Annotated in this window: 15 protein-coding genes; 12 read left to right on the top strand and 3 right to left on the bottom strand. The window is 36.4% G+C overall.

Annotated features, from left to right (window positions below; all coding sequences use genetic code 11):
* The 5 genes from DN394_RS19360 to DN394_RS19340 form a co-directional block, all read left to right on the top strand.
* Window positions 1-742: MSCRAMM family protein (locus tag DN394_RS19360; RefSeq protein WP_149294147.1), on the top strand; the 742-nt coding region annotated here is incomplete at its 5' end.
* Between the two features lie 765 nt (window positions 743-1,507).
* Window positions 1,508-2,476 (top strand): hypothetical protein, encoded by a 969-nt coding sequence (locus DN394_RS19355; protein ID WP_098110620.1) that lies wholly within the window; start codon window positions 1,508-1,510, stop codon window positions 2,474-2,476.
* A gap of 249 nt (window positions 2,477-2,725) precedes the next feature.
* A complete protein-coding gene (locus DN394_RS19350) occupies window positions 2,726-3,022 on the top strand; it encodes a hypothetical protein (RefSeq protein WP_046958365.1) in 297 nt (98 codons plus the stop codon).
* Window positions 3,023-3,242: 220 nt separating this feature from the next.
* Window positions 3,243-3,719, top strand: coding sequence for a PH domain-containing protein (locus DN394_RS19345; RefSeq protein ID WP_001182715.1), 477 nt, complete (start codon window positions 3,243-3,245; stop codon window positions 3,717-3,719).
* Window positions 3,712-5,130: a PH domain-containing protein gene (locus DN394_RS19340; RefSeq protein WP_098110619.1), complete on the top strand. Its 1,419-nt coding sequence runs from the start codon at window positions 3,712-3,714 to the stop codon at window positions 5,128-5,130. Before DN394_RS19345 ends, DN394_RS19340 begins: the two co-directional genes overlap by 8 nt.
* 167 nt (window positions 5,131-5,297) lie before the next feature.
* Here the strand turns inward: DN394_RS19340 and hmoB are convergent, their stop codons facing one another.
* Window positions 5,298-5,801 (bottom strand): heme-degrading monooxygenase HmoB, encoded by a 504-nt coding sequence (gene hmoB / locus DN394_RS19335; protein ID WP_097918298.1) that lies wholly within the window; start codon window positions 5,799-5,801, stop codon window positions 5,298-5,300.
* Window positions 5,802-5,928: 127 nt separating this feature from the next.
* On the opposite strand from hmoB, the gene DN394_RS19330 reads away from it, so the two are divergent.
* The 4 genes from DN394_RS19330 (at window position 5,929) to hemY (ending at window position 11,673) form a co-directional block, all read left to right on the top strand.
* The gene (locus tag DN394_RS19330; protein WP_098704875.1) at window positions 5,929-8,046 is read left to right on the top strand and encodes a transglycosylase domain-containing protein; all 2,118 of its coding nucleotides are present in this window, start codon (window positions 5,929-5,931) and stop codon (window positions 8,044-8,046) included.
* Between the two features lie 189 nt (window positions 8,047-8,235).
* A complete protein-coding gene (gene hemE, locus DN394_RS19325) occupies window positions 8,236-9,282 on the top strand; it encodes a uroporphyrinogen decarboxylase (RefSeq protein ID WP_046958361.1) in 1,047 nt (348 codons plus the stop codon).
* A gap of 14 nt (window positions 9,283-9,296) precedes the next feature.
* Window positions 9,297-10,232, top strand: a complete 936-nt coding sequence (gene hemH / locus DN394_RS19320; protein WP_000726803.1) for a ferrochelatase — start codon at window positions 9,297-9,299, stop codon at window positions 10,230-10,232.
* A gap of 19 nt (window positions 10,233-10,251) precedes the next feature.
* Entirely contained in the window at window positions 10,252-11,673 is a 1,422-nt protein-coding gene (gene hemY, locus DN394_RS19315) for a protoporphyrinogen oxidase (RefSeq protein ID WP_098208670.1), read from the top strand.
* A 43-nt stretch (window positions 11,674-11,716) separates the two neighbouring features.
* On the opposite strand, the gene DN394_RS19310 is transcribed toward hemY, so the two are convergent.
* Window positions 11,717-13,069 (bottom strand): DUF4026 domain-containing protein, encoded by a 1,353-nt coding sequence (locus tag DN394_RS19310; protein ID WP_097918302.1) that lies wholly within the window; start codon window positions 13,067-13,069, stop codon window positions 11,717-11,719.
* Window positions 13,070-13,310: 241 nt separating this feature from the next.
* Here DN394_RS19310 and DN394_RS19305 point away from each other — a divergent pair, with 241 nt between their 5' ends.
* Both DN394_RS19305 and DN394_RS19300 read left to right on the top strand, forming a co-directional pair.
* Complete coding sequence (locus DN394_RS19305) at window positions 13,311-15,677, top strand: DUF6359 domain-containing protein (protein ID WP_149294146.1); 2,367 nt, start codon at window positions 13,311-13,313, stop codon at window positions 15,675-15,677.
* A gap of 104 nt (window positions 15,678-15,781) precedes the next feature.
* Window positions 15,782-16,081, top strand: coding sequence for a hypothetical protein (locus DN394_RS19300; RefSeq protein ID WP_001149500.1), 300 nt, complete (start codon window positions 15,782-15,784; stop codon window positions 16,079-16,081).
* A gap of 96 nt (window positions 16,082-16,177) precedes the next feature.
* Here the strand turns inward: DN394_RS19300 and DN394_RS19295 are convergent, their stop codons facing one another.
* Window positions 16,178-17,032: a hypothetical protein gene (locus tag DN394_RS19295; RefSeq protein ID WP_046958356.1), complete on the bottom strand. Its 855-nt coding sequence runs from the start codon at window positions 17,030-17,032 to the stop codon at window positions 16,178-16,180.
* Between the two features lie 327 nt (window positions 17,033-17,359).
* Between DN394_RS19295 and DN394_RS19290 the strand changes: the two genes are divergently transcribed.
* Window positions 17,360-17,932 carry a TetR/AcrR family transcriptional regulator gene (locus DN394_RS19290; RefSeq protein WP_000963377.1) on the top strand — a complete coding sequence of 191 codons (573 nt, stop codon included), beginning with the start codon at window positions 17,360-17,362 and terminating at the stop codon, window positions 17,930-17,932.
* Window positions 17,933-18,111 lie beyond the last annotated feature (179 nt).

The following is an 18,111-nucleotide window of genomic DNA, read 5'->3' as shown; positions in this document are numbered from 1 at the left end:
TGAGCAAGGCAAAGTAGTAATGAAAGTAACAACAGATAAAGAAGGAAAAGCGAAAGTTTCAGATCTATCAGTAGGAAAATACAAATTAGTAGAAACGGAAAGTTTACCAGGTTACAAAAAACTAACAGAATCAGTATCATTCGAAATCAAAAAAGGTATGACAGAAGTTTTATTACTAAAAGTAGAGAATGAACAGTTAGACAAAGGTTCAGTAGAAATTACAAAAATGGCTGCTGAAAGTAAGAATGTATTATCAGGGGCAGTGTTTGAAGTTCATGACGAAAAAGGCAAAGTAGTAACGAAAGTAACAACAGATAAAGAAGGAAAAGCGAAAGTCTCAGGCTTATCTGTAGGTCACTACACACTTGTAGAAGTAGAAGCACCAAAGGGTTATGAAAAGTTAACTAATCCAATTCCATTTGAAATTACAAAAGGAATGATAAGTCCAGTTCAATTAGAAGTATTAAACAAATTGACTTCTTTAGCACCACCAGGCCCAGAAAAACCAGAAACAACGGATCCAGAAAAACCAGAAACGACGAATCCAGAAAAACCAGAAACAATGGATCCAGAGAAACCAGAAACGACGGATCCAGAGAAGCCTGGAACAACGGATCCAGAGAAGCCTGAAAAAGAATTACCGAAGACAGGACAGAAAATGCCTGTGGAACCATATATGGGAGCACTTCTTATTATGATGAGTTTTGGATTGCTCGTATTAGGTAGAAAACAGCAGAGATAATAAAAATGAAAAGGTATCCTCAAAGTATTGGAGGATACCTTTTTTATTTGGCATAAAAAATATTTAGCAAAAGAACTCGATGCAAATATCAACAAAAAGGAAGAAAAAGTTCTTCCTATTTTCTTGATATGGTTATATCAAAAAATAGCTATATATATTTAATGTGAAAATAAAAGGTTAAAGGCCTTCGTAATGTTTTGGGGAAAAAAGAGTTATCTATGTAATTAATTTGAGTACTTTAAGAAAGAGAGCTTTTTCCTAAAGTATTCAAAGGATGATAGTCCAATAGCAGGTGGGAGATGAAACTCGTTTTAGCACTGTATTTACACCTTAAAAGGTAGATAGGGGAAAATAATGTAAAAAAACTATTGTATGTTTAAAAGTCTTATGTTACATTCGTGTTACAGAATAGTTACAAACAGTAACTTATGTTACGGTTTGTTTTCTTTTGTTTATCAGTATGTTACAAAGGGAGAAAAAGTAAAGCTGAAAAAATAGCAACCTAAAAATAGTTTTTCTATGTGTATAAGAGTGTGTGTAGTAAAGAGCCTGGTGAGAGCTTTACGCACATTATTAAAATTCCTTTCTGTCTTTAAAAGAAGAAGAAAACCAACTACCAACTATTTAGGAGTTTTAAGTAATGATAGTAAATGAAATGTACTTCCTTTCCCACACACAAAGTACATCTTTATTTTCAGTCTAATTACTACACAGACTTTTATACATATGCTGTTATCGTTTTAGGGATATATAGGAGGAGAAAAAATGAAAAAGTTATTAATGGTAATTGGACTTACGTTTTTAATGTTAGCTGGGTGTAGTAATGGGAATTTTGACAAAGCAATGGATGAAGGAAAGACCGCGTTAACGAATAAAGAATATAAAAATGCTTTATCATCATTTGAAAAAGCGCTAGATGAGAAAAAAGACGATTCAGATGCAAAGACGCTTGTAGAACAAACGAAAGTAATGATTGAAGCAGTGAAGTTAAAAGAAGAAACAAAGGTAGAAGAATCAATCAAGTCATTTGAAAAAGTAGAGAACATGAAGAATGGAAATGCTACGCTTGTAAAACAAGCAAAGGAAGAACGAACAGCATTACTAGCCATCTTAGAGCAAAAAAAGAAGTATAGCGAGCAACTGACGAAAAGTGAAGAGTTAATAAGTAAGAAAAATTATGCAGAAGCGAAAGAGATATTAAATAAGCTAGTTGCAGAAACAAAAGATAACAAGAATCTTGAAGAATATAATAAAAAAGCGGTAGGATTAGTTACTAAAATGAATGAAGAAGAAAAAACTGAAAAGAATGAAGCAGCAGCGAAGGCACAAAAAACAAATGCAGTAACGAATCAAAAAGTAGCAACAGAAAAGACTCAAAAAACTGAGGCAGAAAAAAACCAAAAGGTAGCAACAGAAAAGACTCAAAAAACTGAGGCAGAAAAGAATCAGAAGGTAGTAACAGAAAAGAACGAAAAAACTGAGGCAGAAAAGAACCAAAAAGTAGAGACAGGAAAGAATCAAAATGCATTTACTTTTGAGAAAGCTACAGCATATATCAAAAATGAATATAAAGAAGACTATGATTACACGCTAGAGAATACGCAAGTAGAGAATGGAAAGAAATATTATCAAATTAGAGCGCGTACGACATATAAAATAGAAGGCGCAGGTGGACCAGGATTTACTGGTGTATTTAAAGTATTCGAAGATGGTACAATTGTTGAAGTGCACTAAGTTGATGGAAAAGGTATCCTCAAAGTATATGAGGGTACCTTTTTAGCATAAAAAAAGGCATCTAGCAAAAGTACTAGATGCAAATAAAAACACAAGGGAAGACAAATTTCTTCCCGTTTCCCGTATGTAATTATATCAAAAAATATATAAAAAACTAGCTTTATTTTTAATATAATTGATGTGTGAAGCTATGAAAGTATAAGATTACACTATTTTTGTAGTGTTTTGTTGAAAAAAGGAGCTGTATATATGATTAATTTTAAACCAGAAAATTTGAACCAACTATTAAAAGTGATGCTCATTAGTGCGAATAAGTCCTATGATGCGATTAAAGATTATGAATTTACGGGAGAAGCAGTAGTATTCTGTATAGACTTCGAATATATTGACGTTTCTTTAATGATTGTAGATATGTTAGGAAGATCAGCGGCGAGATTTAACATTTTGCCATTTGCTAAACCAGATACGAATGAGATAGATTACATTCAGTTTCAAGTGTATTCGATTAATGAAGGGAATTTTAAGGAAATGATTGATACGATGTAGAAAACTATAAAGTGAAACTTTAATCAGTGGGGGATTCATCCCCACTGATTATTAGCCCTCACCAATCGGACGTTTACGGGCAGCCCGACGCCCACCTAACTTCTTTGCTCCAGCTGAAATTTTTGGGGATTTTTACTGTCCGTTAACGCGGGGTAATTTTACAAATATGTATATACCAACTAATATATAATTAATACATTCATATAATTGGAGTGATGAGATGCAGCCGTTAGAAAGGGAGATTCATTCTAATATGCTGAAAGTGTGGCGAATCCACGCTTTAATTGGGGCGGCAGTTATACTAGCAGTCGTAATTGCGTATTTCTTTTTTATGATCAATTTTAACTGGTGGGGCTGGTTGTTTGGCTTGCTAGTAACAGGCGCTATTACATTTATCCCGCTTGATTATTTTGTGTTTCCAAATTTACGTCAACGTTATTATAGTTACAGATTAAATGAAGAAGAGATTGAGATTCAAAAGGGAATGTTCGTTGTAAAACGCGTACTTATTCCGATGATGCGTGTGCAGCACGTAACGATTGAACAGGGCCCAATTATGAGAAAGTATAATTTAGCAGAATTACATATTTCAACAGCGGCAACTTCTCATAGTATTCCAGGCTTAACGAAAGAAGAAGCAGAGCAGCTGAAAAGACAAATTGGAGAACTTGCGAAAGTGAGTGATGAGGATGTATAAGAGGCAACATCCGATCACAATTTTATTAGGTATTCGAATTGCGACTTTGTTGCCTTTTATTTTTCTTGTTTTATTTCATTCAGATGGTGAAGTAAAACCTTGGTATTTCTTACATCTTGTTCTTTTGGCCATATTATTTATTATGGCAATTTTCTCAGCTATAAAATGGTATTTCAAAGTGTACTGGGTTGAAAATAATATTTTACATATAAAGCACGGTGTGTTCGTTAAGAAGGAAAGCTACTTAAATAGAGAACGTGTGCAAAATATTAGTACGTCTTCTAACATCATTTATCAAGTGCTCGGACTGACGAAATTAAACATAGAAGTAGCGGGCGGTGGTAGTGAGCCGGAAGTGATGTTAGCTGGTATTAAAGAAGATGAAGCGAAGGAACTAATTGCCTTATTAAATAAAAAAAGAAGCGCTGCAAGTGAAGAAGTACCCATGGCAGAAGAAAGTAAGACGATTTATCAGTTAACGATGAAAGAGATTTTAGTAGCTTCCATTACGTCTGGTAGATTCGGATTAGTGTTTTCTGGATTACTTCTTATTTACACAGAGTTTAATCAATTTCTTCCAGAATGGCTCATAAATAAAGTGGAAGCGTATGTGATGGATAACGGTGTATATGAATTAATCGTTATGGCCGCGATTTTAATGGCGGTTTCGTGGGTCGTTTCGACAGCTGGCTATGCGTTAAAATATGCGAACTTTAAAATAGAGCGAAACGGAAATGAAGTTCGCATCGTGCAAGGTTTATTTGATAAGAAAGAGTTTGTTTTAAAATTACATCGCATTCAAGCAATTACGGTGAAAGAAGGAATTCTCCGCGAGCCTTTCGGTTATTGCTCTGTCGAAGTGGAAGTCATTCAAAGTATAGAAGCAGCAGGGCATGAAGTGATGCTACATCCTTTTATGAAAAAGAAAGATGTACAGCAGTTACTTACATATTTGCAGTTGCCGTATGAAATGGAAGAGAAAATCGTTCATTTACCGGAGGTCGCATTACGCCGTTACGTAATAATGGGCTGGATTACAAGTGCGATACTCGCTGTGCCGATCGTCGGTACGAGTATATATTTTAAGCAAAATATGGCGTTATTCACTTTAATACCACTATTTATCATATTTACGTTACTTGCATATGCCCGGTATAAAAGTGGTGGATATATGATACGAGACAATCAGTTAGTAATGGTGTACCGAGGCCTAGCAAAATATACAGGAATCATGCGAAGAAGGCATGTTCAAGCAGTAGGATACAATCAATCGTATTTTCAAAAGAAAGACGAGCTATGTACAGCAGTGGTATCGGTAGCGGGGCATCGTTACAAAGTGAAGCATATGCAAAAAGAAGATGCGCTTCGTATATATAATTGGTACAAAGAAAAAGGAAACACCGGCGTGTAACGGTGTTTCCTTTTTTATGTCGTCATTTGTCGATAAGTCGATATTCTTTGTCGAATCGTCGATATATTGAAAAAATCGTTGATATATTCAAAGATATGATAGATATATTCGGAAAATCGTTGATATAATTTCACATACCGTGGTCTTCAAACTCCGAACTCCAAAACCTAAACTAACACATCAAAAGTAGTCACAAATGACGGACGAGAGAAAATACTTTTCTGCTGCTCTGCATGTGGATGCGCCTGAGCCTGTCCTTGTCCTTCTGCTTGTGCAGAGCGTTTTTTGTGAGCATTTTCGAATGAACGTGATTCTGTCCAGTCTTTAAAGTTTTGCTCCGTTTCCCACATCGTTAAGATGACATATGTATCGTTACTTAATGGACGTAGAACGCGGATCGCTTGGAATCCTGGTTCGTTTTCGATAAGGCCTGCGCGGTTTTTAAAACGGTTTTCAAATACAGGGCGACCTTCGTCTGTGACAGAAATGTTGTTACAAACGATGTAGCCAGGTTGTCCTTTAAATTCACCAACAGCGTCTAGTACGTCATACTGAAGAGAACCTTCTACAGATTCTTCTGTATTTTCTTTATAAAACATATCTTTTTCATTATTTTTTGCAGTGAAATGTGCTTGTTCTAGAGGTGTTTCGTATGAAATAATAGCCTTCATTTTAATGCCCCCTTAATTGTTTGTTTCTATTATATCAACTCTCGTAAAAAACTTCGAAGATTATATACATAAAGATACTTCTTTTTCAAATAATAAATGTACCATCATTTGGAAAGAAGGCCGATGTATGAAGAAAGTAAAGTGGACTTTATTAGGTGGATTAGCAACGCTCGTATTAGCGATTGTACTTTATAAACTTATTGTGTTAGCTGGTGGCTATATGATGGATGAAAAGCAGCTCGTTTTCCACTCTTCATCACGTATCGTTGACCAGAAAGGGAAAGAAATTACGAAATTATACGTAGAAAATAGAGAGCTCGTACCAATCGAGCAAATTCCAAAATACGTGCAGCAGTCGTTTATTGCGGTGGAAGATTCTCGTTTTTATGAGCATCAAGGAATTGATTACCCGTCTATATTCCGGGCTCTTTATAAAGATACGTTAGCTGGAGAAAAGGTCGAAGGTGGTAGTACCATTACGCAGCAACTTGCTAAAAACGTTTTTTTAACTCGTGAAAAAACAGTTACGCGTAAATTGAAGGAAGTCGCAATTTCCCTTCAATTAGAGCAAAAATATACGAAGCAACAAATTCTTGAAATGTATATGAATCATATTTATTTTGGCCATGGAGCTTACGGTATTCAAGCAGCAGCAAAGTTGTATTTTAATAAAAATGTAGAAGATTTAACAGTAGAAGAGGGCGCAATGCTTGCAGGTCTTCCGAAGTCGCCAAACGGATATTCACCGTATTTCTCACCAGAGAAAAGTAAGGAGCGGCGTGATCTCGTATTGTCACTTATGCATAAACAAGGCTATTTGACTGCCGAAGATAGTGTACGTTATCAAGGAAAGACAATTGCTTTATATAAAAACTTAGACGAGAATGAACTCGCATATATGCCGTATATTGATATGGTTATAGATGAAGCAGCTCGTTTATACGGATTGTCTCATCAAGAAGTACTGCGCGGAGGATATACGTTTGTCGTACCGATGGATGAAAAGATTCAAAAGGTAGCGTATAACCAGTTTCAAGATGCAAGGAATTTCCCTGGTAAAGAAGAGGGGGCGCAAGGTGCTTTTTTATTAATGGATAATCGTACGGGCGGAATTAAAGCGGCGATTGGCGGAAGAAAGTACGTCCCGAGAGGCTTTAATCGTATTTTCGCAAAAAGACAGCCCGGTTCTGTGCTAAAACCACTTATCGTCTATGCACCAGCACTCGAAACGAAAAAGTATAATCCGTATTCTTTATTGACGAATGAAAGAAATTCATTTGAAGGCTATGAACCCCGAAATTATAACCATGCGTATTCGAAAGAAATGACGATGTACGATGCGATTTTAGAGTCAGCAAATGTGCCGGCAGTTTCTTTATTAAATGAGTTAGGGGTAGAAGAAGGAAAGCAATATTTAGAGAAAGGAAATGTTCATATTGCCGATGCTGGTTTAAGTACAGCACTTGGCGGGCTGAAAAATGGTGTTTCAACATTTGATCTTGTGAAAATGTATCGTGCATTTTTAGCAAATGGCGCTATTATTGAGCCGCACGTGATTGATAAAGTGTTAAATAGACACGGCGCAGTTATTGGAGAATCGCCAAAAGTAGAAACGAAAATTTTCTCGAAACAAACGGCATGGTATATGACAAAAATGTTAGAAGGGGTTGTGAAGGAAGGGACAGCAAGAGCAGGCATATATAGCGGTGCATTAGCTGGGAAAACAGGTACAACTTCCTTACCGAATGACGATAATGGAGCTAGAGATATGTGGTTCGTTGGCTATACGCCAAATTTAGTAGGTGCTGTTTGGATTGGTTATGACCGTACGGATAAAGAGCATCAGTTGCAAGGAGAAAGTGCGTCAGCAACGAAATTGTTTAAGAAAATTTTAACGAAGGCAAATGTGGAACAGAAAGAGCAGTTTATGAAACCAGAAGGTGTGGAAACAATCGGTGCTCCGATTCGTTTGCGCAAAATTGAAGATGTAAAAGTGAAATTAGCGTTTAGCCCTTTCGGTTTATTTAAAGCAAAATTAAGCTGGACACCACTTCCAGATGAAAGAATTATGTATCGTATTTATAGAGTAGAAAACGGAGTCCATACGCATGTAGCAACTGTAAATGGTGCCGGGGAATATGAAGAAAAGTTCGTTAACATCTTTTCAAAACCGAGTTTTTACGTTGTACCATATAACACACAAACGAATCGCGAAGGAGAAAAGTCAAAAGTAGCTAAACCATAGTTTTTCTCTGTGCTATAATAAGAATGTTGTGAAAATAGTAAGCGGTTTTACGAATGTTTGTGTCAATTTCATGAACAACGTACATAATGTTATGCATTTTGTTTTTACAAGCTGTATAGTAAAAAAAGATAAATATCGGAATAGAACGTATTTAGAGCAAAAGCATTGGCAAGGAAGGGAGCAAGGGTCTTGGTAAGAACTATAAATGAGACATTTTTAAAAGCATGTAGGGGGGAACGTACTGATTATGTACCAGCATGGTATATGCGTCAAGCAGGTCGTTCGCAGCCGGAATATAGAAAGATAAAAGAAAAGTATTCTTTATTTGAAATTACACACAATCCAGAGTTATGTGCTTACGTTACAAAGTTACCAGTTGATCAATATAACGTAGACGCAGCAATTCTGTATAAAGATATTATGTCACCACTACCTGCAATTGGTGTGGATGTAGAAATTAAATCAGGTATTGGCCCAGTTATTGATAATCCAATTCGTTCTTTACAAGACGTAGAAAAACTAGGGGAAATCAATCCAGAAGATGACGTACCGTACATATTAGATACAATTCGTTTATTAACGACAGAAATGTTAGACGTACCGTTAATCGGTTTTTCAGGAGCTCCATTTACATTAGCGAGCTATATGATTGAAGGCGGTCCATCTCGTAATTATCATAATACGAAAGCGTTCATGTATGCAGAGCCGAAAGCTTGGTTCGCTTTAATGGATAAGCTAGCAGATATGGTTATTACATATTTAAAAGCGCAAATTAATGCAGGAGCAAAAGCAGTTCAAATTTTCGATTCTTGGGTTGGAACAGTAAATGTAGCAGATTACCGCGTATTTATTAAACCGGCAATGGAGCGTATTTTTGCAGAAGTTCGCCCGATGGGTGTACCGATGATTATGCACGGCGTAGGAGCTGCACACTTAGTAAATGAATGGCACGACTTACCGCTTGATGTAGTAGGCTTAGATTGGCGCTTACCGATCGAAGAGGCGCGCACACGCGGCGTTCATAAGGCGGTACAAGGAAACATGGACCCTTCATTCTTACTTGCACCATGGTCTGTTATTGAAGAACATGTAAAAGGTATTTTAGATCAAGGGATGAAAGAGCCAGGTTATATCTTTAACTTAGGACACGGTGTATTCCCAGAAGTAAATCCAGATACATTAAAACGCTTAACTACATTTATTCATGAATACTCTAAAGGGCAGTTAGCGAAGTAAAGGAGCATTGCTGTATGAAAAAGAAAATTGGTTTGCTTGTAATGGCATACGGAACGCCATATAAAGAAGAAGATATTGAACGTTACTATACACATATTCGTAGAGGAAGAAAGCCAAGTCCTGAAATGCTAGAAGATTTAACAGAGCGTTACCGTGCAATTGGTGGTATTTCTCCTTTAGCTACTATTACATTAGAGCAAGCTAAAAAGTTAGAACAGCGTTTAAATGAAGTACAAGATGAAGTAGAGTACCATATGTATCTTGGCTTAAAACATATCGAACCTTTCATTGAAGATGCAGTGAAAGATATGCATAACGACGGCATACAAGATGCAATCGCACTTGTTCTTGCGCCACACTATTCTACATTTAGCGTGAAATCGTATGTAGGACGAGCACAAGAAGAAGCTGAGAAACTTGGAAACTTAACAATTCACGGCATTGATAGCTGGTATAAAGAACCGAAATTCATCCAGTACTGGGTTGATGCAGTGAAAGGTATATATAACGGTATGTCAGAAGCAGAGCGTGAAAAAGCAGTATTAATCGTATCTGCACATAGCTTACCAGAAAAAATTATCGCGCTTGGCGATCCATATCCAGATCAATTAAATGAAACAGCTGACTATATTGCAAGAGGTGCTGAAGTAGCAAACTATGCAGTAGGTTGGCAAAGTGCAGGAAACACGCCAGATCCTTGGATTGGTCCAGATGTACAAGATTTAACGAGAGAACTAAACGAAAAGTATGGATACAGTTCATTCGTATATGCACCAGTTGGATTTGTTGCGGAACATTTAGAAGTTTTATATGACAATGACTTTGAGTGTAAAGTTGTAACAGATGAAATTGGTGCAAAATATTATCGTCCAGAAATGCCAAATGCATCGGACGCATTTATTGAGTGCTTAACAGATGTTGTATTAAAGAAAAAAGAATCTGTATTGTAAAAAGAAAGGGGGAGCATGCTTGAGGAAAAAAGTTGTAATCATCGGCGGTGGCATCACAGGATTAACAACAATGTATAACTTACAAAAAGATATTCATGACAAGAACTTGCCGATCGATACATTACTGATAGAAGCATCGGGTAAACTTGGCGGGAAAATTCAAACCGTTCGAAAAGATGGATTTACAATTGAACGCGGGCCGGATTCTTTCTTAGCACGAAAGGAAAGTGCAGCTAGATTAGCGCGAGAATTAGGTCTTGGCGATGAAATTGTAAATAATAAGGCCGGTCAATCATTTATCCTCGTAAACAATCGGTTACATAAAATGCCGAGCGGATCGATGATGGGAATTCCAACGCAAATTACGCCGTTTCTATTTTCCAGGCTGTTCTCCCCAATTGGTAAACTAAGAGCTGGTTTTGATCTGTTAATGCCGAGATCAAAGCCAGTATCTGACCAATCACTCGGGCATTTTTTCAGACATCGCCTCGGCAACGAAGTGGTTGAAAATTTAATAGAACCATTACTATCGGGTATTTATGCAGGGGATATTGATGAAATGAGCTTAATGTCAACATTCCCGCAAATGTATCAAATTGAGCAGAAACATCGCAGTATTTCACTCGGTATGCGTACACTTGCTCCGAAGAAAGAGAAATCTGAACCGAAAAAGGGAATCTTCCAAACAGTGAAAACAGGTTTAGAATCTATCGTAGAATCTCTCGAAGCGAAGATACATGAAGGTACGATAATAAAGGGAACTCGCATTGAAAAAGTTGCAAAACTTGGTGATGCTTACACGATTACTCTTAGTAACGGAAAAGAAATAGAAGCGGACGCGGTCGTAGTGGCAAGCTCACATAAAGTATTGCCATCTATGTTCGCACAGTACAAGCAGTTTCGTTTCTTCCGCAACATTCCGTCCACATCAGTTGCGAATGTAGCAATGGCTTTTTCGAAATCAGCCATTCAGCGCGATATCGATGGAACAGGATTTGTCGTATCTCGAAATAGCGATTACACAATTACAGCATGTACGTGGACACATAAAAAATGGCCACATACAACGCCAGAAGGAAAAAGGCTTCTTCGTTGTTACGTCGGTCGTGCTGGTGATGAAGCAGTTGTAGAACAAACAGAAGAGGAACTCGTTCAGCTTGTACTAGAAGACTTACGAAAGACGATGGATATTACAGAGGATCCTGAGTTTACAGTCGTAAGTCGCTGGAAAGAAGCGATGCCCCAATATACAGTAGGCCATAACGAGCGAATGAAGAAACTCACAACATTTATGGAGAAAGAGTTGCCAGGTATATACTTGGCAGGTAGTTCTTATGCTGGTTCTGGTCTTCCGGACTGTATTGATCAAGGTGAGAAAGCCGCAAAGCGTGTACTATCTCATTTGGAGAAAGTAATGGAGACGGAATTACTCGTACAATAAAATATAAGAAACGCCTTCAATCATATTGAAGGCGTTTCGTTACTTATTCACCAATAAACATATATAAGTTATTTGGCTTTATAACAGCATCTCCCGCATAAATAACCCACTCTGTTAGGTTATCAAAATCTAACTGATAACTATTTCCCTCACTCATATTATCTATAAAATATGGTTCATTAATGAGTATTCCTTGAATGAAATCTTCCGTGATTTCTTGCATTTCAAACCACATATGTTCACTTTTTCCTTCTTCGTAGGAGACACCAAACTTAGCGAGGAAACGAAAATCTTCATTTGATTGTTCAATGTGAAAAATGTTGCTGAAATACCCGAAAGTATTCTTCGCATTGTAAGCCATACGATCGGTTTCACTATTTGTTTTATAGAACATGAGCCCAGTAGCTTCCTCGTGTTCTTTGAAAAAACTTTCAATATATTCTTCTGAAGTATTAAATTTGAATAAGAGAACGGATGGAGATTGATGGTATTCATCTCGGTCATCCACCCCGCCTAAGAATACGTTTTGTGCATCTATTGGTTGTAGTTTCACTTCTTCATCCTCGATTGAAGACAATTGATCCATACTCGTTTTATGCCCAATATAAGATAATCCCTTTTCCCACGGAACAGCTACTGTATGTATAGAACCTTGCTGACTATGCGCGATAACGATAGGCTCATTCATAGGGACTTGTCCATTCTCAACGGCATTATTCGCAAATGTTTGAAAGAGATCACCAATGCCGTAGTAGGAAGAAATACGATTTGGAATAATTAATTCTATTTCCGTTACGCCTGCTCTTAAAAGGCCGTGTGTATGAAACCAATATTGCGTAGGCTCACCGTCTTTATCGTCTTCATAAACAGAATGAATAACGTACAAGTCAGGAATGTCAGGTAATAATTCATTTTCAACGTGATATTCAATATAGCTTCTAGATATCACTTTCATTGCTGCACTTGAATCGATTACAAATAACAAGTCTGGAGCGAGGTTCCATAAAAACTGTAACTGCTGGAAAAAGCAGTCCAGCACATCGCCTACAAATAGCGTACGAGTGAAAATTTCAGTGCCATAAGCAGCATCTTCAAAATTACGATCTACGATTGTAGAATCTTGTCTATTGTACATTTTATATTCTTCTGGATCATCCGTTTCATCAATATGCAGTTCATACGGTATGATTGTTTCATCCATATGTAACTCAACAATAAGGCTTGTCTCATCACTGTAAACAATTTTTAATTCATCCACTTTAGTAGAGATAGTCTCTAGCCGCTGTTTTAACTGTTCAATTGTAATTCTAGTTGGTATAACGGCAATCATATCTGAAAAATGACGTTCTAATGTTCCATTCATAGCTGCGCGGTATGTTTCTGTTTGCACTTCCATCCAATCACTCCTATTCAAATGAATCCATTTTACATGCCAATGAAATTTCGATATTTTCTGTTTTCTCTCTCTACTATTATAGGTCGCATTCGTAGAAGGTGTAAAATTATTATTTTGTATTATAGTTTGAAAGCTTGTAAATTAAATAAATTTTTTGTAAAACTTGTCGAAATAGCATTCTATATAACGAATCATTTGTTATGATAGAAATGCTGAGAAAATATGAAATAGGAAGAGGGAAATGGCTGTGAAGAAATTGTTAAGTGTCTTTTTATCATTGATGCTATTGCTTTCATTTACTGGAACTTTAGCGCAGGCAGAAGAAAATACTTCTATGTCAGTAGAAAAAGCAATTCAAGTATTTAAGCAGCAAGGGAAAACGAAGGGGACAGTGGAAGGATACATCGTTGGATATACGCAAAGTCCTTCTAAATACACGAAAGATCCTGCTAAGTTTGATGATACAAACGTAGCAATTGCGGATTCGCCAACTGAAACGAATCCAGACAAAATCATGCCTGTTCAGTTGCCAAAAGGCGATGTGAGATCGGCAGTAAACGTGAAAGATCATCCTGAAAATATCGGGAAGAAAGTTAGTTTAACAGGAACGCTTGAATTATATTTTAGTAGCCCCGGTTTAAAATCGGTAACAGCTCATAAGTTTCAAGGGGAAGAACAAAACCGTGTTAGCGATGTAGTAGCTTCGCCTGGTGGCGGGGAAATTGCGAAAGGAACAGCGGTAACATTAACAACGAATACAGAAGGAGCAACAATCTACTATACGTTAGATGGCTCTAACCCTACAAATAAGAGTGTTCGTTATAACGGACAAATTGTAGTGAATGAAAATAGTGTGATTAAAGCAATCGCAGAGAAAGAAGGGCTTACTTCTTCAGCCATTTCAACATTTTCATTTATTATCGTAAATAATGAACAGGTTCGTATTCATGATATTCAAGGAAAATCACATATTTCTCCTTACAACGGGAAGAAAGTATACAATGTGGAAGGCGTTGTCACAGCGCTTGATAAAAACGGTTTTTATATAGAAGATAATCAGCCGGATAATGATCCAGCTACTTCAGAAGGTATGTATGTATACAAAAAAGATGCGAATGTAGCAGCAGGAGATCTTATTCAAGTTGATGGAGTAGTAGAAGAATATGTTGGGCCTGGATATGCAGAGCGATTTGAAACAGACTTAACAACGACGGAAATTAAAGCGAGCCGCGTTGCTGTCATCGCAAAAGATCAAGCTTTACCAGCGCCGATTGTACTTGGAGAAAACGGTGTGAAAATTCCTGATCAAATTATCGATAATGATGCATTTGGTTTATTTGATCCAAATGAAGATGCAATCGACTTTTATGAAAGTGTAGAAGGTATGCGCGTTACGATGCCAACGCCAAAAATTATTGCTCCTCAGAAAAACGGGAATTTATATGTAACAGTAAAAAATGGTGGAGATAAAGTCGTAACGAAATATGGTACAACTCTTTTAGATGAAAATCAATTAAATCCTGAGCGTCTTTCTGTAAAAGTACCTCGTGATTATGTAGCGAAAGTAGGAGATGCTTTCACTGGAGATATAACAGGGGTAGTCGGATATGATTACGGTTCATTCCGTATTTCACCAGTGACAGAATTACCATCTATAGTAGACGGTGGATTTAAGCAAGTAGGGGCAAATGTTCAGCCTCGTCTTGATAAGTTAACAGTTGCTACATATAACATTGAAAACTTCTCGGCGAATAAAAAAGAAACGACAGATGAAAAAGTAAAAGCGTTAGCGTATTCTATTAAATACAATTTAAAAATGCCAGATATTATCGGTGTAGAGGAAATGCAAGATAATAACGGAACGATTAATGACGGTACAACAGATGCTTCGTTAAGCGCAAAACGTATCATTGATGCAGTTCTAGAAATTCGTGGACCGAAGTATGAGTATGTAGAAATTGCTCCGAACAATAATCTAGATGGGGGAGCACCAGGAGCTAATATTCGCGTCGGTTTCTTCTACAACCCATCACGCGTGAAATTAGCAGCAGTACCGAAGTTACTTGATAAAAACGTTGTTCGCATTGGAGACGAAAGTTCATTATTTGAAAGTACACGTAAACCGCTTGCAGCAGAATTTACGTTCCAAGGACAAAACGTTGTTGTCGTTGCAAATCACTTAAACTCAAAAATAGGAGATGCAACGCCATTTGGAAAAGTACAGCCGCTCGTATTAAAGAGTGAAGAAAAACGAATTCAGTTAGCGCAAGAAGTAAATCAATTCGTACAAGGAATTCAGAAAAAGAACACGAATGCACCAGTTGTTGTGTTAGGAGATATGAACGATTTTGAGTTTGCTAAACCACTAAAAGCACTAGAAGGAACAATCTTGAAAAATATGTTAAACACAGTGCCGAAAGAGAACCGCTACACGTACATTCATGAAGGAAATGCACAAGTGTTAGATCATATTTTAGTAACAAACAACATCGCACCACACACAATTGTAGATCCAGTACACTTAAACTCAAACATTATGAAAGAACATGGACGTGTAAGTGACCACGACCCAGTACTTGCTCAAATTGATTTGAAGAAAGCTTCTTAAATAGTCATGAAAGAACGCTTAGAGATATACTGAGCGTTCTTTTTCTGTAAAAATCATGTTAAAATTAATTAAAAATTCAGCTTTTTATAATGAGGAGGTTAAAGATGCAAGCGTGGTTAAATGGAAAATTAATGAATCAGCTTGCAATTTTGTTTTGTACAATCGTCATGCTCCAATTTGTAGCGGAGGTAACAGGACTTACTCAAAATTTGGATATTACATATAACTTAATACATACAGCATTGTCCTATGTAACATTTAGTTTCGCAGTCATTTTTACTCTAATAGGCGCAAGAAGAGAATTAAGTAAATATGCAGTTGTTTTATTATGTTTAGTTGTAGGTATTAAAGCGATTTATTTTGCGGCGGTCGTTATTTTATGGGGATTGGCAGGTACGCCGTAAAGGGGAGATGATTATACGATTGATAAATGGAAATGAGAATAAGAGCGTAATTCTCTAAGCTAACTTAGGGAATTACGCTCTTATTCGTTCAATTATTTAGTCCGAAATTGCTTGAAACGCTTTTCTACACCGCTCTCTTTTTTGCAGTCTTCTTCTATATTTTTTTCTATCCCGCTTTACTCCTTGTATATACATAAATAAGCTAACGAGAAGGAAGAAAGCACATTGCATCGTTAAAATGTACGGTGACATGCCTTGCAATGGTTGTTTCGGATCATATAAATGAATAGGTGCTCCGCCTATTGAAGGAAATATTGTATTTAGCAGGACGTAAGGAATGGAGGCAACTGCAAATGGAAAGAGAATTGCCATATAGTCCTTTTGTGACCATACAGATGCAGCAAGTCCTAAAAGGGCCATTAAACCTGCAAATAAAAAATTAATTCCGATATATACAGTAATGTAAGTGAGAGGCGCATCGAAATATAGGTTTGCGAACATTCCATCAGCATTTATGATGCCTGAACCAATCGTAGGTGTTCCGTCTGGAATGGTTAATTTGCAAAATAATAACGATAAGATGAATGGAAATGTATAAAGAAATCCTCCGCAAAAAAACGTAACGATATATTTCATTACTGAATAAGGAAATAAAGAAATCCCCTTACTCACAAACGGTTTAAAACCATCTGACTTATCCGAATTGTAACTTGTACTAAAGGGGAAACTCGCAATAACTGGCATTAATAATAAATAAACATCCATTTCATTGTCGCGAAATCCGATCCATTTTATATCTGTTGAAATAGGTCCACTCGCTGCGTCTCCTAAATAACGAATGACATAGTAATAGTGATAAATACAAATAAGAACGAATCCACTAAACATAATAATTAAAGAAATACGACTACAAAAAGCTTGCTTTATATTTAAACGAAGCGCACGCATCATGACTGAAAAAGCCTCCACTATTTTGATAAACTTGTCTATTTTCTATATTACTATTAAATGTAAAGATTTTCTTGTTTTTTTATTTGATTATTTGAAAAAAGGGAAATTCGTTGTTGTTAAGTAAGGTTTAATTGTATATCTTAAGAACACCTTTTCCTTTTCTCTTTTCTTCTGATAAACTATGGACAGTATGATATACACTGACTGGAATTTTTTTATACTGGAAATAATAAAAAAGAGAACTTGTCTAGAATGTAAGCGTGTGGTAATATCAAAGATGTACTGATTGACTATATTATCCAATTGGTCATTTTTGGAGGTGACGATGTGGCGATAGATCGAAAACGTTCTATTATTGAAGCTGCAACAAAGTCTTTTTCAGCGTTCGGTTATAAAGCAACAACGATGGATCAAGTAGCGAAGTTAGCGAATGTAGGAAAAGGAACGATTTATACTTTTTTCAAAAATAAAGAAGAGCTATTTGGTGAAATTATTTCTAATTTAATTACAGAAATGAAGCAAGTTGCAGAAAATGCAATTCGTTCAGATGTTTCATTTTTTGAAAATGTACATAGAGCATTATATAGCATATTAGAATTCAGAAAAGAACATCAGCTCATGATTAAATTAATTCAAGAAGAGCGCGATATGGGAACGAAAGAAGTACAAGAAGTGATGCAACAAGTAGATGTGGAAATCGTTTCTGTTATTCAATCGTATTTAAAGATTGCGATTGATAAAGGTGAAATTAGCAAATGTGATCCAGAAATTACAGCATTTATTATGCTTCGCTTATACGTATCGCTTATTTTTGATTGGGAAAAAAATCATAAACCGTTAGAAAAAGAAAAAATCGCAGAATTATTTGAACTTTATTTATTAAAAGGATTGTCAAACTAAGATAATCCTTTTATTATTATAAAAAAGTGACTGATTGAACAAAACGGTCATATATTAATTTTAGGAGGGATAATAGAAATATTCACTTCATAGTAAGGAACAGTTGCATAGTATAAATTCGGGGATAAGGCATATGTATGAATAGGTATAGCCTTTTTGTTTGGGTGAAAATGACCAAA

Source organism: Bacillus sp. BB081, assembly GCF_008368895.1.
GTDB classification, from domain to species: Bacteria; Bacillota; Bacilli; order Bacillales; family Bacillaceae_G; genus Bacillus_A; species Bacillus_A wiedmannii.
The sequence above is the reverse complement of the archived record's forward strand: the minus strand, read 5'-3'. Positions and strand labels throughout refer to the sequence as shown.